General features: G+C 54.0%; 19 protein-coding genes. 10 read left to right on the forward strand and 9 right to left on the reverse strand.

From position 1 onward, the window contains the following. Positions 1 to 46: 46 nt before the first annotated feature. Together purD and coq7 are read left to right on the forward strand one after the other, a co-directional pair. Positions 47 to 1,348, forward strand: coding sequence for a phosphoribosylamine--glycine ligase (purD, locus tag R0137_RS16990; protein ID WP_407327597.1), 1,302 nt, complete (start codon positions 47 to 49; stop codon positions 1,346 to 1,348). Between the two features lie 69 nt (positions 1,349 to 1,417). Continuing rightward, on the forward strand, positions 1,418 to 2,005 hold the full coding sequence (gene coq7 / locus R0137_RS16995) for a 2-polyprenyl-3-methyl-6-methoxy-1,4-benzoquinone monooxygenase (protein WP_407330041.1): 588 nt from the start codon (positions 1,418 to 1,420) through the stop codon (positions 2,003 to 2,005). Between the two features lie 81 nt (positions 2,006 to 2,086). Here the strand turns inward: coq7 and R0137_RS17000 are convergent, their stop codons facing one another. Further along, positions 2,087 to 2,515, reverse strand: coding sequence for an OsmC family protein (locus tag R0137_RS17000; protein ID WP_405271607.1), 429 nt, complete (start codon positions 2,513 to 2,515; stop codon positions 2,087 to 2,089). Positions 2,516 to 2,650: 135 nt separating this feature from the next. On the opposite strand from R0137_RS17000, the gene crp reads away from it, so the two are divergent. Further along, a complete protein-coding gene (gene crp, locus R0137_RS17005) occupies positions 2,651 to 3,295 on the forward strand; it encodes a cAMP-activated global transcriptional regulator CRP (RefSeq protein ID WP_407327598.1) in 645 nt (214 codons plus the stop codon). Between the two features lie 75 nt (positions 3,296 to 3,370). Here crp and trpC read toward each other — a convergent pair whose 3' ends face one another. From trpC to R0137_RS17040, 7 genes are all read right to left on the reverse strand, one after another. After that, positions 3,371 to 4,174 carry an indole-3-glycerol phosphate synthase TrpC gene (trpC, locus tag R0137_RS17010; RefSeq protein ID WP_407327599.1) on the reverse strand — a complete coding sequence of 268 codons (804 nt, stop codon included), beginning with the start codon at positions 4,172 to 4,174 and terminating at the stop codon, positions 3,371 to 3,373. Further along, positions 4,171 to 5,229 (reverse strand): anthranilate phosphoribosyltransferase, encoded by a 1,059-nt coding sequence (trpD, locus tag R0137_RS17015; RefSeq protein ID WP_407327600.1) that lies wholly within the window; start codon positions 5,227 to 5,229, stop codon positions 4,171 to 4,173. The genes trpC and trpD overlap by 4 nt, the downstream gene beginning before the upstream one ends. A gap of 14 nt (positions 5,230 to 5,243) precedes the next feature. Next, positions 5,244 to 5,849: an aminodeoxychorismate/anthranilate synthase component II gene (locus R0137_RS17020; protein ID WP_407327601.1), complete on the reverse strand. Its 606-nt coding sequence runs from the start codon at positions 5,847 to 5,849 to the stop codon at positions 5,244 to 5,246. Continuing rightward, on the reverse strand, positions 5,849 to 7,336 hold the full coding sequence (trpE, locus tag R0137_RS17025; RefSeq protein WP_407327602.1) for an anthranilate synthase component I: 1,488 nt from the start codon (positions 7,334 to 7,336) through the stop codon (positions 5,849 to 5,851). Before trpE ends, R0137_RS17020 begins: the two co-directional genes overlap by 1 nt. A gap of 208 nt (positions 7,337 to 7,544) precedes the next feature. Further along, a complete protein-coding gene (gene rpe, locus R0137_RS17030; RefSeq protein ID WP_407327603.1) occupies positions 7,545 to 8,213 on the reverse strand; it encodes a ribulose-phosphate 3-epimerase in 669 nt (222 codons plus the stop codon). A 37-nt stretch (positions 8,214 to 8,250) separates the two neighbouring features. Then, a complete protein-coding gene (gene murU / locus R0137_RS17035) occupies positions 8,251 to 8,970 on the reverse strand; it encodes an N-acetylmuramate alpha-1-phosphate uridylyltransferase MurU (RefSeq protein ID WP_407327604.1) in 720 nt (239 codons plus the stop codon). Further along, positions 8,957 to 9,979, reverse strand: a complete 1,023-nt coding sequence (locus R0137_RS17040) for an aminoglycoside phosphotransferase family protein (protein WP_407327605.1) — start codon at positions 9,977 to 9,979, stop codon at positions 8,957 to 8,959. Before R0137_RS17040 ends, murU begins: the two co-directional genes overlap by 14 nt. A 310-nt stretch (positions 9,980 to 10,289) precedes the next feature. On the opposite strand from R0137_RS17040, the gene R0137_RS17045 reads away from it, so the two are divergent. The 6 genes from R0137_RS17045 (at position 10,290) to R0137_RS17070 (ending at position 19,622) form a co-directional block, all read left to right on the forward strand. Then, positions 10,290 to 12,728: an LPS-assembly protein LptD gene (locus tag R0137_RS17045; protein ID WP_407327606.1), complete on the forward strand. Its 2,439-nt coding sequence runs from the start codon at positions 10,290 to 10,292 to the stop codon at positions 12,726 to 12,728. A 7-nt stretch (positions 12,729 to 12,735) separates the two neighbouring features. Next, positions 12,736 to 14,010 carry a peptidylprolyl isomerase gene (locus tag R0137_RS17050; protein ID WP_407327607.1) on the forward strand — a complete coding sequence of 425 codons (1,275 nt, stop codon included), beginning with the start codon at positions 12,736 to 12,738 and terminating at the stop codon, positions 14,008 to 14,010. After that, complete coding sequence (gene pdxA, locus R0137_RS17055) at positions 13,994 to 14,986, forward strand: 4-hydroxythreonine-4-phosphate dehydrogenase PdxA (RefSeq protein WP_407327608.1); 993 nt, start codon at positions 13,994 to 13,996, stop codon at positions 14,984 to 14,986. Before R0137_RS17050 ends, pdxA begins: the two co-directional genes overlap by 17 nt. A gap of 140 nt (positions 14,987 to 15,126) precedes the next feature. Beyond that, complete coding sequence (locus R0137_RS17060; RefSeq protein WP_407327609.1) at positions 15,127 to 16,992, forward strand: hypothetical protein; 1,866 nt, start codon at positions 15,127 to 15,129, stop codon at positions 16,990 to 16,992. 27 nt (positions 16,993 to 17,019) lie between these two features. Continuing rightward, entirely contained in the window at positions 17,020 to 18,258 is a 1,239-nt protein-coding gene (locus R0137_RS17065; protein ID WP_407327610.1) for a hypothetical protein, read from the forward strand. After that, a complete protein-coding gene (locus tag R0137_RS17070; protein WP_407327611.1) occupies positions 18,255 to 19,622 on the forward strand; it encodes a hypothetical protein in 1,368 nt (455 codons plus the stop codon). Before R0137_RS17065 ends, R0137_RS17070 begins: the two co-directional genes overlap by 4 nt. A 53-nt stretch (positions 19,623 to 19,675) precedes the next feature. On the opposite strand, the gene R0137_RS17075 is transcribed toward R0137_RS17070, so the two are convergent. Continuing rightward, positions 19,676 to 20,425: a WecB/TagA/CpsF family glycosyltransferase gene (locus tag R0137_RS17075; protein WP_407327612.1), complete on the reverse strand. Its 750-nt coding sequence runs from the start codon at positions 20,423 to 20,425 to the stop codon at positions 19,676 to 19,678. A gap of 318 nt (positions 20,426 to 20,743) precedes the next feature. Here R0137_RS17075 and R0137_RS17080 point away from each other — a divergent pair, with 318 nt between their 5' ends. After that, on the forward strand, positions 20,744 to 21,871 hold the full coding sequence (locus R0137_RS17080; protein WP_407327613.1) for a glycosyltransferase family 4 protein: 1,128 nt from the start codon (positions 20,744 to 20,746) through the stop codon (positions 21,869 to 21,871). Positions 21,872 to 21,984: the final 113 nt, after the last annotated feature.

Genomic DNA, 21,984 nt, shown 5'->3' on the forward strand with positions numbered 1-21,984 from the left:
ATTTAGCACCGCAGATAAACATGCACCTAACGAGAGTACACGCGCAATGAACGTCATGGTTTTGGGGAGCGGAGGCAGGGAACACGCTCTTGCCTGGAAGCTGGCACAGTCCGCGAATATCGATCAGGTTTTTGTTGTACCGGGCAATGCCGGCACCGCTGTTGAGCCCAAAGCGATGAACGTTAGCATTGACCTTGCAGATTTTTCAGCGCTGAGCCTGTTCGCCAAAGAACAGCAGGTCGAACTTACCGTTGTTGGCCCTGAGGTTCCTTTGGTTGCAGGCGTTGTGGACTTCTTTGAAGAGCAGGGCCTGCGCTGCTTTGGTCCTAGCGCCGGTGCCGCGCAGCTGGAGGGCTCAAAGGCCTTCAGCAAAGACTTTTTAGCGCGACACCAGATACCCACTGCGGCTTACGCCACTTTCACGGAACTCGAGCCTGCCCTTGACTATCTCCGAGCCCAAGGCGCGCCAATCGTTGTAAAAGCAGATGGTCTGGCTGCAGGGAAGGGGGTCATCGTAGCGGAAACGCTGGAACAGGCTGAGGCGGCGGTAACCGATATGCTTTCCGGTAACGCCTTTGGTGACGCCGGCTGTCGCGTGGTGGTCGAAGAGTTTTTGGCGGGCGAAGAAGCCAGCTTTATCGTGATTAGCGATGGCGAAACGGTCTTACCCATGGCGAGTAGCCAGGATCACAAGCGCATCGGCGAAGGTGATACCGGGCTAAACACTGGGGGCATGGGTGCCTACTCTCCAGCCCCAGTGGTGAGCGAAGCTGTTCATCAACGAGTGATGGACGAGGTCATTATGCCCACGGTGCGAGGTATGGCGGCTGAAGGAAATCGCTACGTGGGGTTCCTATACGCCGGATTGATGATCACAGAAGACGGTGCACCAAAGGTCATTGAGTTCAACTGCCGCTTTGGTGATCCGGAAACGCAGCCCATCATGCTGCGCCTGCGCAGTGATTTGGACAGCCTTTGTGATGCAGCTATCGATGGAAAGCTGGATCAGGAAGAGGCTCGCTGGGATATCCGTCCCTCGATGGGCGTGGTCCTGGCTGCAGGGGGCTATCCTGGTAGTTATGCAAAAGGCCTCCCAATTTCCGGGCTCGGCAGCGAACAAGAGGCGGACTGTAAAGTGTTTCATGCAGGTACGGCTTTGGATGAGGCAACCGGCGAGATACGAACCAGCGGTGGCCGAGTTCTATGCGTTACCGCGCTTGGCGATAACATCGCCGACGCTCGTGACAGATGTTATCGCGCTGTAGAAACGATCAACTGGGAAGGTATGACCCTTCGTAGGGATATTGGTTGGCGCGCCATCGAGCGCTATCATGAGACCGATGCATAAATTGGCAAGCAAATTGTGACCCGACGCCTGACACCCCTGGACAAGCTCATCAGCGAAGCTGACACGGTGATGCGCACGCTCAGTAGCCGCGGCAACACCGCGGGGAGACCTTCACCTGCGCGCGGCCATAGTGAATCAGATCTCGACGAAGCCAGCCAGAAACACGTGGCAGCACTCATGCGAGTGAATCACACCGGAGAGGTGTGCGCGCAGGCGCTCTATCAAGGGCAGGCTCTCACCGCAAAGCTGCCCACGGTACGCGATGAAATGCGTGAAGCCGCCGCCGAAGAAGTCGACCACCTTGTGTGGTGCGAAGAGCGACTGCGGCAACTCAACAGTCGTCCCAGCGTTCTCAACCCCGCGTGGTATGGCTTGTCCTTTGCCATTGGTGCACTCGCCGGGGCTGTAGGAGACGCTGTGAGCCTTGGGTTTGTCGCTGCCACAGAAGAGCGCGTCTGCGCTCATCTCAAAGACCATTTACGGCAACTACCAGAAGACGATCGGCGATCTCGCTTAATACTGCAGCAAATGCTGGAGGACGAAGAACGTCATGGGGAAAACGCACTGGCCGCCGGTGGTCAGGACTTCCCTCGACCCGTGAAGAATGCGATGACCGCCTTATCTCAGGTGATGACGCGCAGCAGCTACTACGTATAAGTACGTACACGTACGTATAAGTACCTTTAACTACGTTTTGACTACCTTCAGGCGCAGGCTCTGCGCTGCAGCATCTTTGCCTCAGGCGGCGTTGCTGTCGACTACCTCGTAACTGTGGGTAATTTCAACGCCGGCTGCTCCCAACATAATTGACGCGGAGCAGTACTTTTCTGCAGACAGCTCCACAGCTCGTTTCACGTGACTATCCTTTAGGCCGGCGCCGCTCACAACAAAGTGCATGTTTAGACTGGTGAACACCGCTGGGACTGCATCGGCACGCTCCGCCTGAATCTCCACTCGACAATCCTGCACTGGCTGACGAGACTTGTTGAGCATGCTCATCACGTCGTACATAGCGCAGCCACCCGTGCCCAGTAAGAGCATCTCCATAGGACGCGGCCCAAGATTTCGACCCCCAAGGTCTTCGGGGCCATCCATGACGACAGAGTGCCCGGAACCAGACTCCCCAACAAACATCGCCCCATCCATCCATTTCACTGTGGTCTGCACGACGGTAACTCCTGTACCTTCAAAAAAAACGGGTCGCGAATGTAGCACAGGCAACCCACAGCGGGGGATTTGCGGGATTTTCCTTGCGCGCGTCACGATGTACACTCTGCGCACCTAAACCTGAGGGGCACACCCATGCTTCGTCCGCAGCTGCTGCAAGCCATTCCCAATGTCGAAGATTTTCTGCGATTTTGTGAGACGCGGGATTACGCAAAAGGTAAGACGATTCTTCGAGAGGGGGAGCAAAGCGACAAGCTCTATCTGATCCTCGATGGGTCTGTGTCGGTCATGGTCGAAGACGAGCAAGACGAAGATCACAAGATGGTGGTCAGCTATTTGAATCTCGGTGACTTCTTTGGCGAGATGGGTTTGTTCGGAGAAGACGACGAAACCAGCAGCGCGGAAGTCATCACCCGGGAAGCTAGTAAAATCGCTGAGATTTCCTACGAGCGATTTATCAAAATCAAAACCCAGTTCCCCGATATTCTGTTTGGTATCGCCTCCCAGATGTCTAATCGTCTGAGAAAAACCACCTTCAAGTTGAAGAACCTGGCCTTTGTCGATGTGTCTGGCCGTATTGCTCACACGCTCATAGATCTATCTAAGCAGCCCGATGCCATGACTCATCCTGAGGGCATGCAAATAAAAATCACCCGACAGGAATTGGGTAAGATTGCTGGCTGTTCAAGAGAAATGGCGGGACGCGTTCTCAAAACTCTGGAACAAGAAGGTCTTGTGTCGGTCGCCGGAAAGACCATCGTGGTCTACGCCAGTCACTGATTTCCACAGCGTCTAACGCCTCTCAGGACGAGCTCAACTAAACCATAGCGGACGACAAGTCCGCAATCTAAGGCTCTAGTCTGCGAACAATTCCTGCAGTGCCTTTCCCGGATCTTCGGCACGCATAAAGGCTTCACCCACCAGAAATCCCGGCACGCCGGCAGCGCGCATTTTCACAACGTCCGCTCGCGAATGGATGGCACTTTCTGTCACCACGAGCTTATCTGCGGGAATATCTGATAAGAGATCAAGGGTAGTATTCAAACTCGTCTCAAAATTACGCAAGTCGCGATTGTTGATACCTAAAAGCGGTGTATCCAGCTCGAGAGCTACCTCGAGCTCGGCGCGGTCATGCACCTCTACCAGAACATCTAAACCATAGTGCGTCGCCGAAGCGGCCAAATCACGAAGTTGAGTTGGTGCCAGCGCCGCGACGATGAGCAAGACTGCGTCAGCCCCCAGACTTCGCGCCTCCGCGATTTGGTAGGCATCAATCGTAAAGTCTTTGCGCAGTACCGGTAGATCACAAGCAGCGCGAGCCGCCCTCAAGTAGGCGTCACTGCCCTGAAAGAAATCCACATCGGTAAGTACCGAAAGGCAAGTTGCGCCACCACTCTCATACTGAGCTGCAATCAACTCCGGTTCAAAATTCGCTCGAATAACCCCCTTGCTGGGTGACGCCTTTTTCACCTCGGCGATTACTGCGGGGGCTGCACTCTGGGCGCGCCGCTGCATGGCCGCGGTGAAACCTCGCGCTGGAGTCTGTGTGGCAAGCATAGCTTCGATGTCTGAGAGCGTGGCATTGGTCTTTCGATCCGCGATTTCTTCTGCCTTACGAGCGAGAATCTTTTGCAGAACGTCTGGTATCGAGGAAGTCATGCGTTCTTTTCCTCACGCATGATCTGCGTCAAATCGACAAAGGCCTTGAGCTTTTCGAAAGCCTGCCCTGTTGACAGGAGGTCCTCCGCCAGGGCGACGCCGTCGGCCAGAGATGCGGCTATGCCTGACACATAAATCGTCGCTCCGGCGTTCATCGCAATAATCTGCCGCGCTTTTTCTGGATCCGTCGTATCGCTATCACCCCCTCGCCCGGAGAGTGCGGCGCGAATCAGCGCCGCCGAACCCTGAGCAGAGTCAACGGACAAGCCACTCAAGTCGGTCGCTCCAAGACCAAAGTCTGCGGGATTAATAATGTAGGAACGAATCTCTCCGTCACGCAGCTCAGCGACATTTGTGGGCGCTGCAATGGAAATCTCATCGAGCCCATCTTGCGCATGCACGACCATCGCGTGCTCACTGCCCAAGGCCTTGAGCGCGTGCGCCAGGGGCTCACACAAATCCTCGTCGTATACGCCGAGTAGCTGACGCTTAACCTGCGCGGGATTCGTCAGAGGACCGAGGAGGTTAAACAAGGTTCTTAAGCCCAGCTCCCGTCGCGGCCCTATGGCATACCGCATAGCGCTGTGATGTGCCGGTGCAAACATGAAGCCAAGCCCTACATCCTCGATAGCCCGCGCCACCTGCTCTGGATCAAGATCCAGAGGCACACCGAGAGTCTCAAGCACATCAGAGCTACCGCTGGTACTAGAGACGGAACGATTCCCATGTTTAGCAACCTGCGCACCCGCCGCCGCCACAACGAAACACGACGCGGTGGAAACGTTAAACAAATTGGCGCCGTCACCACCCGTCCCCACGAGGTCAACCAGATTGTCGCCCTGAACCGCGACAGGCGTAGCGAGGTCACGCATGACGGCAGCTGCAGCGGCAATCTCATCGATGGTTTCGCCCTTCATGCGTAAACCCATCAGCAATCCGCCGATCTGTGCGTCCGTGGCGTCTCCTGACATAATCTGTCGCATCACCGCCGCCATTTCTTCGCGGCTAAGGTCTTTCTGTTCGACAACGCGCCCCAGCGCTTGCTGAATATCCATCACCTGCTCCTCCACTAACTCTTCGCCGTATCCGCGGAAACGTTTTGCTCTAGGAAGTTCTTCAAGAGTGCATGGCCGTGCTCACTGAGGACTGACTCCGGATGGAACTGCACACCCTCAGCACCCGTGGTGCGATGCCTGAGGCCCATGATTTCATCCACCTCACCCGCCTCATCGACGGTCCATGCAGTCACATCGAAATCACCCGGTAAGCTGTCTCGATCCACTACCAGGGAGTGATAGCGTGTTGCGACAAACGGCGACGGAATTCCCGCAAACACACCACTGCCATCGTGATGAATCTGCGAAGTCTTTCCGTGCATGACCTGCCGTGCACGCACCACCTCTCCGCCATAAACCTGCCCCAGGCTCTGGTGGCCTAAACAGATGCCCAGAATAGGCAGACTTCCCGCAAACTCACGAATGGTTTCCATGGAGATCCCCGCCTCGTTGGGCGTGCAGGGACCGGGCGAGATCACAATACGCTCAGGGGCAAGAGCTGCAATCTCTTCAACAGAAATTTCGTCATTGCGAAATACCTGGACGTCCGAGCCCAGCTCAGCAAGATACTGAACCACGTTGTAGGTAAAGGAATCGTAATTATCAATCATCAATAACATTAGCTCTGCACTCCAGCATCGACCATCGCAACCGCACGCAACATTGCCCGCGCCTTGTTCAGAGTCTCCTGCCACTCGGTGCTTGGAACTGAATCCGCCACGACTCCAGCGCCAACCTGAATATGCAATTCACCGTCCTTCAACACCGCCGTACGAATAGCGATGGCCGTATCCATATCTCCTGCCCAGGACAAATAGCCCACCGCACCGCCATAAATACCGCGCTTTACCGGCTCCAGCTCATCGATGATTTCCATGGCTCGTATCTTTGGCGCACCGCTTAGAGTGCCCGCCGGGAGCGCTGCTCTCAAGGCATCCATAGAAGAGAGACCCGCCTCAAGTTGGCCCTCTACATTGGACACAATGTGCATCACGTGGGAATAGCGCTCTACCAACATGTTCTCGGTCAGTTCTACCGTGCCGGTTTGGGCGATACGTCCGACGTCGTTGCGGCCCAGATCAATAAGCATAAGGTGCTCGGCCACCTCCTTGGGATCCGCGAGCAGCTCGGCTTCAAGAGCGTCATCCTCTTCCTCGGTTTTACCACGGTGACGAGTTCCCGCTATGGGCCTCACCGTCACCTTGCCCTCTTCGGCTCGTACTAGTATTTCCGGTGACGATCCCACTACCTGAAACTCATCGAGATCGAGAAAGTAGAGATACGGTGAAGGGTTAAGATTGCGCAGAGCCCGATACAAATTTAGCGGTGGAGCGCTAAAGGGCACGGTCATGCGCTGGGAAGGCACCACCTGCATGGCATCGCCTGCCAATACGTACTCTTTCACTTTGTCTACGGCAGATTCGTACTCGCCCTGACTGAGGCTATATTGTGCATTGGCCTCGTGAGCACTACCATCGGCACCCGCCAGAGACACTCGAGGCAGCGGCGCCAAGGGCGTATCGAGGGATGCAACCAAGGCGTCCAGGCGTTCGTTGGCCTTATCAAAAGCCCCCTCAGCGGCTGGGTCAACGTTAACCACCACACGCAAAGTACCGGCCAGATTATCGAATACCAAAACCTCTTCAGAGAGCATCAGCAAGATATCGGGCGTGTGCAGTTGATCCTCGGGACAGCTGTCCGCTAAGCGCGGTTCTACATAGCGCACGGTGTCATAGGCAAAATAGCCCACCAAGCCACCGTGAAAAACTGGCAACGCATCCTGATCAGGACTTTTAAAACACTGCTGGTAAGCCTCCACAAAATCGAGAGGATCAGCTACGTCTTCGGATCCTATGCACTCTCCATCTACCCAGCTCTCGACGCGATGGCCAAAAACCTTGATCACTTCTCGGCAGGGCAGACCAATAATCGAGTAACGCCCCCACTTTTCACCGCCTTCTACGGACTCAAAGAGATAGGAGTACGGCCCCTCGGCGAGCTTACGATAGGTGGATAGAGGGGTATCAAAATCGGCAAGTACTTCCCGATGCACGGGCACGCGGTTGTAGCCCTGGGTAGCCAGTGCGGCAAATTCATCATTGGTCATGGGGTGGTCCTGGAAATCGAGTGACGGGGTTTGCGATATCACGCTCAAAGGTGTGGGCTAGAAAAAAGCCCGTGGATTCACCATCGCCAGCGTGTTGTCTCCCGCATAACTGCACCCTGAGCCAAAGCTCCGCACAGTCGAATTGATGTGGTTCCAGATTTCATGGCTTCATTGTAGCTTCGACGAGGCGCTTGGCAAGACCTCGACGCTAGACGCCAGCCAGGTTTGCGCGCATCTCGGCAATAACCGCCGCGTAATCGGGCTTACCAAATATTGCAGATCCCGCCACGAAGGTGTCTGCACCCGCAGCTGCGATTTCTGCAATATTTGCTGGCGTCACGCCACCATCCACCTCAAGCCTTATGTCCAAACCTGAAGCGTCTATGAGTGCTCGTGCCTCACGAAGCTTGGTTAGCGTGGAGGGTATAAAAGACTGGCCTCCAAACCCGGGGTTAACGGACATAAGAAGAATCATGTCCAACTTGTCCATGACGTAAGTCAGATCATCCAGCCCCACATGCGGATTAAGCACAAGGCCAGCCTTACAACCCGCATCGCGAATCATTTGTAGAGACCGATCCACGTGGGTGGAGGCATCAGGGTGGAAGGTAATGTAACTCGCCCCGGCTTCGGCAAAGTCCCCTATCAGTTGATCCACAGGAGAAACCATGAGGTGCACATCGATGGGCGCTGTAACACCGTGCTTTCGAAGTGCCTTGCAAACCATCGGGCCAATGGTGAGATTGGGTACGTAGTGATTGTCCATGACATCGAAGTGCACCACATCGGCGCCTGCGGCCAGTACGTTATCGACCTCTTCACCGAGTCGCGCAAAATCCGCAGACAGTATAGAAGGCGCAATCAGGTATTCACTCATGTTCAATCCTCTGTGTACTATTTGGCAGTACTTGGTTCTAGTTGCTCGCCAAGAGACGGCGCTCAAGGGCTTCGAGACGTTTGGGCGTACCCACGTCCGTCCAATGACCGAGATGGTGCTCGCCAAACAACCGGCTCTCCTCAATTGCACGCTGCAGTAGCGGCAGTAGCGCGCGCTTGCCCGGGGCGAAGCCCTCAAAAAAAAGCGGATCATACAGACCTATGCCCGCATAGGTTAGGGTCTCGGTGGATGGGAGTTGAACGCTGTCCAGCTCTAGACTGAAATCCCCTTCTGTATTGTGCTCGGGATTGTCTACGAGCACCAAGTGAGCCGCCTGCCTGGGCAGAGACACGCTTAGCAATTTCTGAAAGTCAAAGTCCGTCCAGATATCAGCGTTAACTAGCAAAAATGGCTTATCACCGAGTAATGGCAAGGCCTGAATAATCCCCCCGGCAGTCTCTAAAGGTTCGGGTTCACGGCTATAGCGAAGCACACAATCCCATCGACTGCCGTCGCCGCAGTACGCCTCAATCTGCTCCCCAAGCCAGGACACGTTGATCACGATGTCTCGCACACCCCCCGCCACCATCCTCTCTATGTGGTACTCAATGAGAGGTTTGCCAGCAACAGGTAGCAAGGGCTTTGGAGTATCGAGGGTAAGGGGCCGCATACGCTCACCTTTGCCCGCAGCAAGCAGCATGGCCCTTGTTACTGGGGCAGTCGCTGGAGCTGACAATTGCCGGTCAGTCACTGTCATGGAACCAGCTTTGTTGTTGGGCGGCGGGCAGGACGACTTCGCCGAACCAACGGGCAAAGTCAGCTAAGGCTTGAACCTCAGGATATGTGGCTAATCCTCTTCGCACGTAAGCGATCACTCGAGGTAAGTCGCCGAGATAAGCCGGCTTGCCGTCGCGTAAATAGAGTCTGGCGAATATTCCCAGTACCTTTATGTGTCTCTGCAGACCCATGAAGTGAAAGTCCATAAGGAAATCGTCGGCACTCGGTACAGCCACCCCTTTAGACTGCAAGCCTTCTCTGTACGCCAGTACCCACTTTTTTACCCGATAGTCAGGCCAACGTACGTAGCAGTCTTTTAGCAGCGATACCGGGTCATAACTTAGCGGCCCTAAAACTGCGTCTTGAAAGTCGATAGTCGCGAGGGAGTTATCACTCAGCACCATAAGATTGCGTGCGTGAAAATCCCGATGAACCACTACCTGGGTCTGCGCCAGTGCCCGGTCACAAAGCAACGTTCTTAGTGCTGTGTAGAGATCGCTTGCGATCTGATCACATTCAAGGCCCAGCAAACTCTGGCAGAACCACTCTGGAAACAAATCCATTTCGCGACCAAGAAGACTGCGGTCATAAACCTCCAGAGAAAAGTTGTCCAAGTCTGCGAGGGCAAGGTTCTCGAGTAAGTCCAACGCTTGCGCGTAGTACTGATCTACCGAATCGGCTTGCAACAGTGGCAGGAGAGTTTGATCACCCAAATCCTCAAGGGCGAGGAACCCCTGCTCTATATCTGCCTGAAGGACGGTAGGAACGCGTAAGCCCGCCGCAGCTAAGCCCTTAGCTAAAGCCACAAACTCCGCATTTTTTTCGGTTTCTGGGGGTGCATCGCACAGAATCAGCGATGTCCCTTCGTGAGGAACACGGAAGTAACGACGAAAACTGGCATCACCAGCAACCATCTGCAGTTCTTCGGAGCTGCCCGACCAGGATCGATACCATTCGCCCAGTTGCTCCGTCCTGTCAGTAACGTTCACATGCCTCCAAGGATCTGACTCCCACACTTTTTTGATGCTTGAAGAGAAAAATCTCCACCCCTATCACGATCCTATTACTACTCTTCCACCCATCCGGCCCACTACGACCAAGCACTACCGGATCACACTTTAACAATCTGCGTGCCAGCGTCTAACGCGAGCGCCTTTGATGCTTTATTATGCGCCGTCCATTGCGTTAAAGCGGCAGCAGATGCTCGCAGCTCTACCTAAAATCTCGTCTATTCGCTCACTGTCATCCGGGGCTGCGGCTCTACGTGCTCTTCGTCGCCAGCGCAGGGGATGGTACGCGATGCTGCTGCTTGTTTGCACCGGCCTGGCTGCGGCACAAGAGCCTTCGTCTTCAGTTTCCGAAGCGACAACAGCGGCAGCTGTAGAAGAGAAGGGAAGCGAAAATACCCCCAAAGAAGCGTCAGCAAGCACTCTCATAGAAGAAGCTATTCAACCTCGAGTGGGGGCAGAGCTGGACTGGGTTCCCATCGAAGACGTGCCTGAAAGGCTCAGGGATATCAGCTGTAAGCTGTGCAAGGGTCGCTATATTGACCCCCTGGGCGGTGCCAACGCCCAAAGTGATCCTGAAACCGCTCCTATCAATGCTCGCGCCAGGAGCTCTGAACTGGAGGGAAACACCGTACGTCTCTCTGGAGGCGTGGAAGTTACCCAGGGCTATCGTGAATTCTCCAGTGACGAAGCGAGCATCGACCGAGAAACGCGAGCGGGTACGCTGGAGGGCAATATTGAGCTTCGGGAGCCGGGTGTTCTGCTCCGTGGTGAACGAGGAGAGTTTTACTCCCAAAGCGGCGAAGCGCAGATGGAAAATGGCCAGTTTGTGCTTCACGAGCAGCATCTTCGCGGAAGCGCAGCCCTGCTATCGAGAGAAAGCACCGAGCTTCTTCGCATCGAAGATGGTGAACTTACTTTTTGTGCACCAGGCGACGACGACTGGTTGCTCCAAACCGGACAGTTGGAGCTGGATCTTGAACGGGGCGTAGGCACAGCGCGAGACGCGACGCTGCGCGCGGGCGGCTATCCGATTTTCTACACTCCCTGGCTGAGCTTCCCTCTGGATGATCGCAGACGCAGCGGACTGCTGTTCCCGGCGGTGGGGTCGGATAGTCGCGGAGGCGTCGATATCTCCACTCCTATCTATCTCAATCTCGCGCCCAACTACGACCTGCTCTACTCCCCCCGATACATAGGACAGCGGGGGCTCAACCACGAATTTGGAGCCCGCTACCTGGATCCATTCAATGGCAACTGGGAAGTAGGCGGAAGTTACATTGGCAACGACAAGCAGTACGCCGATGATTTTCCCGATGAGAACGATGCGAAACGCTGGCTGGCCAACGTCAAACATCAGGGCAACTACGGGGGGCGCTGGCGCTCGCTTATCAACTACAGCAAGGTTTCGGACGTCGACTTGATTCGCGATCTAGAGACGTCGCGACTGGACTCTCGCCGTGATGTAAACCTGCTTCAACTGGGGCAGGTGAAGTATTTGGGCGATGACTGGCTAGTAACGCTGCAGGCGCAGCAGTTCCAACCATTGGCCGAGGACATTCGCAACGACTACAAGAAGTTACCGCAAATCACCGCGCAATACCGTAGCCAAGGCACGCCCTTCGCACTCAACCCCATTGGCATGGTGCAGTACTCCAATTTTGATACGGACACCGACATCATCGCGACGGGACAACGGCTTTACGGTGAAGCCGGGGTGACCTACCCCATGAGTTGGCAGTATGGATTCTTGAGATCCACCGCCAAGTATCGAGTCCTTGAATACGCGCTTGATCGTCAAGTCGGCACCCTTGACGAAAACCCGGGGGCCCGTTCGGGCCTTGCCAGCATAGACGGCGGCTTGTTCTTTGAACGCAGGACCACGCTCATCGATAAGGATGTTGTGCAGACTCTGGAACCCCGCGTGTTCTATCTTTACAGCCAGTACGACGAGCAGACTGATCAGCCGGACTTTGACAGCGCAGAGCTCACCTTCAACTACAACCAGCTGTTCAGAGACACGCGATTCTCTGGCCGCGACCGGCTCGACGACGCGAATCAAGCGGCTATCGGCCTCACAACGCGCTTTTTGGACGAGAGCACCGGCGCCGAACTGTTCAATGCCAGCATTGGCCAAATTGTCTATTTCAACAATCGACGGGTACGTTTAAACGCCTCGGCGCCGGAGCTTGATCGTTCCAGCTCCGAACTCGCAGGAGAGTTCAACTTCTATCCCAACGATCGCCTGTCCATGCGCAGTAACCTTCAATACGACCCTTCCACGCGAAAAATGAATGCAGGGAACCTTCTGGCCAGCTATACGCGGGACGACACGGCCGTCTTTAATCTTGGCTATACCTTCCGCCGTCCTGTGTCTCTGGTGGGGAACCAACCCACCACTGATCAGGTCAATCTATCTACCTACTATCCGATTAGTGATAACTGGCGTGCTTTTGTGGCCTGGAACTACAGCTTGGAAGCAAATCGAAGCGTGGAAGATATGGTCGGGATCGAATACGATAGCTGCTGCTTTCAGGTTCGCCTGCTGCACCTACGCTACTTTGATACCGCCCGCAACGCGATCCCCGACTTTGACTCGCCTAATCTGGATCGCGAACACGTCACCCAGGTTCAGGTATTACTCAAAGGCCTTGGGGGCTTTGGAGATGGTGTAGAGCAATTAATGGGCGATATGATTCAAGGATTTAACCGACTTGCTTACCGTAGATAGAAAATTTATGCGTTCAAGGCTTTTACTGCCTCTGCTATGCGCAGCGGGCTTTAGCAGTGCCGCCTTTAGTGCCACCGAAATGCTCGATCAGGTGGTTGCGGTTGTCGACGACGATGTCGTGATGGCGAGTGAGCTGCGAGAGCGTATGGCCGCTGTTAACCAAAACATTGCAAATCAAGGTGCGGAAGCGCCTCCCGAAGACGTATTGATCCGAGAAACGCTGGACCGTCTGATTCTCGAAAATATACAGATGCAGATGGGCCAGCGATTTGGTGTGCGCATATCGGATGCACAGTTGAATCAGGCCATGGGCCGCATCGCGGCGCAAAATGGCCTGACTCAGGAACAATTTGCGATTCTTCTTGAACAGGAAGGACGCTCCTACACCGAGATACGCGAGAACATCGAGCGCGAGATGGTGATTCAGCGTGTCCAGCAGGGCAATGTGAATCAGCTCATCGAGATTAGCGACCAGGAAATAGAGAATTATCTATCCACGGAAGAAGGTCAGAAGCTCGTTCAACCGGAATATCGCATCATCCATGCCCTCCTCCCTATTTCCTCGGATACCAGCGATGCTGAAATCGAGAAAAGTCGAGCCTTTTGTGAGGGCCTAGTGCAGCGAATTCGAGATGGCGAGGCATTTGATCAGGTTATGGCGTCTGTTCCGGAGACCTACCCTTTTACGGGCGGTGATCTCGGGTGGCGTAAACTGGATGACCTACCTAGCCTGTTTCAGGAGGTTGCACCGACCATCAATCGCGGCGAGACCGCAGACGTATTTCAAAGCCCCAGCGGACTGCATATCGTCACAATGGCAGATCAGCGTGGCGGCGGCGACATGACCATCAACCAGACCAAAGTTCGGCACATTCTGCTCAAGCCTTCAGAGATTCTTACGGACGAACAAGCGCGAGAACTCGCCGTAGAGCTCAAAGCACGGGTTGCCGCGGGTGAAGACTTTGGAGAATTGGCCCGAGAATATTCTGAGGATATTGGCTCGGCTGCTGAGGGTGGTGACTTAGGCTGGACTAGCCCCGGGCAAATGGTTCCGGAGTTCGAAAACATGATGGCAAGCACCGAAATCGATACAGTATCCGAGCCAGTTCGGAGCCAGTTCGGTTGGCACATTCTCGAAGTCCTTGATCGGCGCGAAAAGGACGTTACCGAAGATATGCGCAAAGCGCAGGTGCGCGAGTTTTTGCACGGCCGTAAGTATCAGGAAGAGCTCGACGCCTGGCTGCGCAAGATACGCGACGAGGCCTTTGTCGACATCAAGTAAGATCCCAAGACTCGCTATCTCAGCGGGGGAACCCGCTGGGATAGGGCCCGATGTGGTTCTCGCTGCGGCTCTGAGGGACTGGCCTGCGGAGCTGGTGGTGATTGCCGATCGAGGCATGCTTGAGGCTCGAGCGCAATTGCTGGGCTTACAGGTAGACCTCCGCCCTTACGATGCCGAAAGTGAGAGCCCAAGCTGTGCGGGCTCTTTGTCGATTATTCATGAGCCCCTAGCAATCAACGCACGAGCGGCTATAGCCGAATCCGCTAACGCGGCGGGCGTGTTAGCGGCGCTCAAACGCACAACGCTGGGCTGCATTAGCGGTGAATTTGACGCCATGGTCACGGCGCCGGTCAACAAAGCTGTAATTGCCGATAGCGGCGTCCCCTTTTCGGGACATACGGAGTACCTCGCAGAACTCACAGGATCGGATCAGGTGGTCATGCTGCTGGCAGCCAAGGAGCTGCGGGTCGCGCTGGCCACCACGCATATTCCTCTAGCCTCGGTCCCAGCCGCGATTGACCAAAACCTTCTATTGGACGTGCTGCGGGTTATGGACAAGGATTTACGGTCCAAGTTTGCTATCGCCTCGCCGCAAATCAGTGTTTTAGGCCTGAATCCTCACGCAGGAGAAGGCGGACATCTGGGGATGGAAGACTTAGAGGTCATTGCGCCGGCGCTGGAGCAGGCTATAAGCGAAGGCATTAACGTGTCCGGGCCCTGGCCAGCAGATACTGCGTTTAATCGACGCCTGAGCACCGAGACTGATGCTTATCTGGCGATGTATCACGACCAAGGCCTGCCGGTGCTTAAGTTCGCGAGCTTTGGTGCTGCGGTAAACATCACCCTGGGGCTGCCTATTATTCGTACCAGCGTGGATCATGGGACGGCTTTTGATCTGGCGGGGACGGGTAAGGCGGATCCAAGTAGTTTTTTTGCGGCGCTGGAATCGGCGCTAGGGCTGATAAGCGCGCAGTAGCGCCTTCCTAAGTTCTGATACCCCCCCAGCGGCCGACAGCGCGTTTACAGTAGGCCCTCGACTCAATACACTTACGCGTTGCGGCTTAGATGCCTCCTGCAACTGACTTTTTCAGTCTCCGCCCTAAATAGCGCTTATCCATGACCGACGATCTTTCCTACAGTTATTCTCATTCGACACCAACAGGCCAAGACCCGGCTGCAGCGGAGCCCGCGGCTTCCGCACCGCTGGTCGCCTTCGCCGATTGCGAGCTTATCGGTGTTGATGCGCAGAAGATGCTGGTGATTAATCGAGTTAATGGGAAGCAGCAATTCATAGCACCTCCTGTTGTTGAAGCTCTTAAGACCTGTACACAGTTCGACACCGTGGCCAATCACACGAAGAGGCTGTGCGCGACTCGCCCAGAGCTGAAAGGCCAGGAAGCCGGCGTAAGCTCAACGCTTCAGCAGCTCGCGGATTCTGGATTTTTGCTTCTTGGCGAGAACATCCGCAAACGATTAGTCGATGCGCCAGCGCGAACCCTCGCTCCGAGTCGAGTATTCATAATTACCTGCGACCGACCTGCGGCGGTTGAACGCTTACTAGAGTCCATGTTGCGCTCCGGCAATTTGAGCCGACACGAAGGACTATATCTGGTAGATGACTCCCGCACCGAGGAGAACCGCAGCGCCAATCGCGATCTAGTTGAAACGTTCAATATGCGTAGCGCCAAGGACATGCAGTACTTTGGTGTGGATGAGCAACTTGTCCTTCAGAACAAGCTAGTTGACGCCCTTCCGGAGCATGAACAAGGCATTCGATTCTTGATTGATCCAGAACAGTGGGTCGGCTACAAAACCTACGGTCGCTCAAGGACTTTGGCACTACTATTGTCAGTAGGCTATCGCGCGATTGTGCTCGATGACGATGTGACCTGTCAGGCGGTGTTACCGCCCGTTCGAGAAGAGGGTGTTTCATTCACAGGGCAACGCCAAGCAGCATTCTATCCCGACCGAGAAACGCTCATTTCGCAAGGAAATCCCGCAGATTTTGATCCGCTGTCCGGTCATCTCCAGTATCTGGGCCAGAGCCTGGGACACTCTTTAAAAGAATTGGCCGGGGGCGAGATTGATACCGAGTGGCTGAGCCAAACCAACGCAGCCATGCTGAATGTGCTGGATCCAGAAAGCCCGGTATTGGTAACACAGTGCGGCTCCTGGGGAGATCCCGGAACAGGCGGCGCACACTGGGGGCTGAGTCTTGACGAGCGATCTATTGAGCGCCTAGTCAGCGCTCCCCACGGCATGGTGAAAGCTGTTGAGAACCGTTGTAACTGGCTTGGCTGCCCTCGCCCCACGCTCCACAAAATGGCCTTCATGTCACAGATGACCGGTATTGATAATACTCATCTTTTACCGCCCTACTTCCCGGCTTTTCGTGGCGAGGACCTACTCTTTGGCACAATGATCGAAACCATGTATCACCATGGCGCTGTGCTGGAATATGGCTGGAGCGTACCTCACCTGCCCTTGGATGATCGTAATATGAGCATCCGCGATCCCATCGCGGGAGAGGGCGGCATAGTGCTGTTCTCCCGTTATATGACCGAGAATATCGATTACAAAGATGCGAGCGATCCGGAACGTCGTCTCAGAAATATGGCCGAGGATGCTCGTAGGATGGCGGCTAGATCTGACGAGGATCTGCTGTTGGATTATCGGACTGAGCAGGCCAAAGCTCAGGCACACGGCCTGTTTCAGGTCACAGCGCAAGCGGCGAAGGCTTCCGAACTGGAGTCAATCAACTGGCAGTCTTACCTGCAAAGGGGCCTGGACGAAATCGAGCAATCCATGAATGAAGAGCACTCACCGACTCGGATCACCGGCGTGCCCGACGGCGTGGGCGCGAGCGAACTGCTCAGCCAGTTTAGAAGCATTGCTCTGGGATGGGCAGCGGCTATCGAGGCATGGCCGGAGATTCGCTCTACCGTCGCAGAGCAGTACCTTAAACGCGCAGGAGCATTATGAAGCGACTTGCGCAAGCGATGTGGTCAAATGGATAACCGCCAACAAAGCAACGGAGTAATTCGCAGTCTTTTTTGGTCGGCAGGCGTGGTACTTGCCGGTTTTTTCGTGCTCACCGTCGTTCTTGTCCTCATTAACCGTGCTAGCACGATCAAAGACGACGCAAGCTCACCTCAGAGCTCAATCGTCCTTTCAGGGTCTTCATTCAGGCCCGTGCAAGTCGGTGACGGAAGCCCAGTGGGCGAGAGTTACGAAATCCGGCAGGCATATCGTGGACAATCGATTGTCACCACGGACCTGAACGTAAGCGCCTCCGCCTATTCTGCTGTGGAGGCTAAACTCTCGGGAGTACAGAATAATCAGACCGTTATGTTGTATTGGCGCTCCTCCAACGACCTCCAAAGGCTAGCCTTTACACCCCTCTCCCGCTCTTCAAAGGACACTTTCACCCTCAACATGGACGAGCTAAGCGCATGGTCGGGGAATATCAGTGAGCTTGCCATTGGCCTAACAGGGGCCATTAAAAGTCCAGTTCTGCTGCAACGGGTACGCCTCGGAGCATCATCCGTATTCCAAGTTTTTGGTGCCACGATGCAAGACTGGTTAAAGACCAGAAAATGGTCTCCCGTGTCGATTAACATTCTGTACGGCAGTGATACTTATACATCACCAGCGCTCTTTTTCGGCCTGTTGTTGTTTGCGAGCGTTACGATTGCGCGCGTTATACACAGTCGTACAAGCCTAGGATCTCCCTTTAATCTCAGATCGGTAACGTTTGGCTGCGTTGCCATTTGTTGCCTAGCGCTCGATGGTCTCTGGCTCAATAGGGCTGTCCCACAATCTTTCGATACAGTCCAAACTCTTGCTGGAAATACGCTAAGGGAGAAGAAGCTTCAAGATTTCGACAGTGAAATTTTCAAGCTGATCAATACGGGCAAAATCTACTACATGCCGGACACGCCCCAAAACGTCTTGATACTCAGCGCAGAAGCGCCGCAGGCATTACTTAGCAGAGCGTTTTATCACTTTCTGCCTGATCACACGCCTCTAAAGCCGGTGAGCTCCGTAACCAATGCTGAGTACCGATCGCTCATTGAGGATGCAGATTTTCTCTTTGTGATGCACACAGGACTAGACCGGGATGGAAGCCCTCAAGCCGCGCTTCAAAAGCTCGGATTGGCTCCTAGCAATCGCGAAAAACTATTGGTAGCGGGAGTTGCTGGTGCTCTGTACCGCCTGGACAACCCAAAGGGCACGTCAAGCAGATGATTTTCTCACTGGCTCTTGCCACGGCGATACTAACCCCCATCATCGTGGGCTCCTCAATAGTCGCAGCTATGGCAGGCTCCTCTAAGCATTGGGCAACTGTTCTAGGCCAAGGGTTTCTTTTTGGGTTTTGCTTATGCGCACTTCTACTGCTACTCGGTACTGTAGCCCTTGGTAACTTCAATACCCCATTGGTGTACGGCGTAATGTTGGTTCTTGGTGCGCTGAGTACCTATGTCGTCTTAAGACGCCAGCAGCGAAGGTTCAGCGATGCTAATACTCCGTCCGCTACGTTTGTAGGCTCCCAAGAAGGAAGCTTGGGGACTTGGATACTCTGCGCTCTCTTCGTAGGTTTAAGCATTGTCCATATTACCCTTGCCTCAATAGACGCTGCGCTGCGACCCGTCTTTCCCTGGGATGCCTGGAACTCTTGGTTCCCAATGACGCTCCAGTACTATCAGGCCGATACGCTTTCAGCACCAGTTGACACAATGAAGGGGCAGGCTCACTTACCCACAATTAACCTGATAGAAATCTGGATTCTTAAAGCCACCGGCCCGGCCTCGTTAGCCTTTCAAATACTGTGGCCAGCCGCATTGACCGCTCTATGGCTGGTGGTTTTTGGCTTTATGCGAGAATCATGCTGCTCTTTGGCTCTTAGCGCTTTCGCCGCATATGTCGTTGTGAGCATGCCGCTTGTAAGCACACATGCTGCGCTCGCAGGATATGCCGGTCTTTGGCTGAGTCTCGCTACGACAATCGCGTTTTTTGAAGTGAGTCGACTGCTTGCATCTGGCTCAGGGCGATGGAGCGCCTTCCTTGCGGTAGTGGTCGCTATGGTCCTAAAAACCTCGGGGATCGTAGTCGCTTTCTCCTGCTTTGCCGCGTTTTTGATTTTCTACCCCTGGAATGCGCGCAGCATATCGACAAGAAAGCTAGCAGGGGGGGCTGCCGTAATCGTGGGTCTGGCGGTGGTCTCCGTGCTCGTTGACATCTCCTACATCACTGCCATCACATCAAGACTGTCCCGCGATGCTGCTTGGTTAGGAACAGCCAATTTCAATCAAGTAAGTTTGGCGTTATCTGCGATAGCTAACAGCGTCTTTATCTCAATAAATTGGGGGATCGCCCCTGCGATTGTTGTTGCTGCTATCGCTTGGGGTATCGGGCGGGAGAAGCACCCGGCATCCAGTATCATCCTTGCCCAGAGCTTAATCTATCTCAGCGTTAGCGCTTTTTACTTTGCCGTGGTCGTCACACCAACAGGAATCAACCAAACCGGTTTTTCACGAGCCGCTATTGCCGCGTTCCCCGCACTATTGGCTGCTGGGTTGCTGCAATTTAACAGGCCCGCTAAACAGCTTTGATCTGTACCCTTGGCTATGGCGTCGGTGTTCTCGTCATCGCTACGGCTCGTTCGTTAGAACTCCTCAAGTGCTTCGCTTTTTAGCAAAGCTTGGAGTAACGCTGACGGAAAACGCACTATGAAGGGAAGCAGGCTTTGATAGCGCCCAAGCCTAGATGGATCTTGGAGCAAACGATAGGGAGTCTCCAGGCCCGCATTGTGAATCCATAGTGGAGCCCTACTTTTTTGGCCTGCCAATATATCCAAGGCGCCGCCACAGGGGACTACAAAACCCGGAAAACCCGCAGAGCGAGCCTGAAAGGCTAGTAACTCTTGCCGAGGAGAACCTAGGGCGAGGAGAACAACATCGGCCTTCTGAGTTGTAATAATCTGTAGTAGCTCTTCATCGCTCTTGTACCCATCTATCGCAAAACTGACCGCAATGTCCGGAAAACGAGACTTAACATTGTTTTGCGCACGCAGCACATTTTCGGCGCTCGCGCCAAGAAGGCCCACGTTCAAAGAAAAGCGTTCGGCAACTTGCAGTGCCCGGACGGGCATATCAATCGTGTCTGCATTTGTATGCCCTGCGAGTCTCGCCAGAAGAGCTAAGGGCTTACCGTCCAAATAGGGGAAATCTGCTCTTGCCAACGCTCGATTGAGCTCGGGAATCCTGCGATTCGCGAGAACTTTTTCCGCATTAATCGCTACAGAAAAGCCGCCAGATTCAAAAAGCTCTGCCAACGCAGCATCTGATAACTCATCAGCCTGACTTTGCAGGTACACGCTCGCCCCCAAAATTTGACTAATGTTTGGCTTAAACAATGATCATTTCTCCCGGCTAGACACAGCTTGCGAGGTGGCTTGTTGAGAAAATCTATTAACGGCGTCTTCCGACCGCACAGTCGCGTAGTTTCCTCTTAGGCCTTCAATAATATCGGCGCCATCTGAAGATAGCCCGTCCCAAAACACAATCAGGGTATCTTATACTGCACGCCTTACTGAATATTGCGTGGCATCATCGGATCGCTGAGTTTCACTTTGCTAACACTGCGTCGTTGCAGCTTCTCAGTCGGTGACTATACCTAGTCAGAGTCGCAACCCTTAACTTTTGCACTCAGGTGCACGGCCGGATTCAAAAACATGAGAATCGCCATATTTGTCATGAACACCTATGTGAACGATTCCAGGGTCATCAAACAAGCTGAATCTCTGGCCACGCGATACCTTGTCGATGTGTTCTGTCTCAACGATGGACGATTTCCTACACAGGAAAACCCATCTCAAAACGTGAGGCTACTGCGGAACGTTTCTTACTCACAACACGCAACCCCGATCGTCAAGAAGCTACGCCAAGGATTAGCTTACTTAAAATACATTACGAGCTCACTGAGCGCTCTGCGTAAGTACGATGTCGCTCACTGTAATGATCTAGAAACTCTACCCATCGGCGTCGCAGGAAAGCTCCTCAACCGCAAGCTCAAGGTAGTTTACGACGCCCATGAATATGAGACCGAGACTTTGTGGATGCAAAATCCCCTCAAAAAATTTCTCGCTCGAGCCTTGGAAAAATCACTTATTGGATTTGCAGATGACGTTTGCGTTGTGAGTAACGGCATCGCAGACGAATACGTTCGACTTTACGGGATCGCAAAGCCAAAGCTCGTGCTGAATACACCCAAGCTATCATCAATGCAGAAGACAAATCTTTTCCGCGAAAAATTCAACATACCCAACAACGCGACACTGTTTCTCTATCAGGGGGGATTAACAAACGGCCGTGGGATCGAAATCCTATTGGAGTCTTTCGCTCGCCTCAATAGTTCAGATAGCGTCATCGTGTTCATGGGCTATGGCCCCCTTGAAGGCAAGATAAGGCAGTTCGTCAAAGGCTATGCAAACATATACTTTCATGAAGCCGTCAGTCCTGATGCGCTGCTGCCCTACACAGGATCCGCAGACTTCGGTATATCGTTCACGGAAGACTCATGCCTTAATCACACATTTTGTCTACCCAATAAGTTTTTTGAATACATCATGGCGGGCGTCCCCGTAATTTGCTCAAATCTAGTTGAGATGAGGCAGATGATTTCGATTCACCGGTGCGGCTTGGTAGCCGACACAAACGATGCTGAAGGATTTCTGGATTGCATCAAACGGGCGTCGACAACCGATAACGAAGAGCTTGTTCTGAACGCAATGCGAGCACGCCAATCCCTAAACTGGGAAGCACAAGAAAAGGTGCTGTTCAAAATGTATCAGGGGCTATAAGGACCATCATGCGTTCATTGATAAAGAAAGCTGGCTGCTGCATGAAACGCAGCCAGCTTCTACAAAGCTACTGCAATCAATGTTTTTTCTGGAATCAGCAAGAGGACTTTTGT

It is taken from the genome of Congregibacter brevis (genome assembly GCF_045689245.1).
In the GTDB taxonomy this organism is placed as follows: domain Bacteria; phylum Pseudomonadota; class Gammaproteobacteria; order Pseudomonadales; family Halieaceae; genus Congregibacter; species Congregibacter brevis.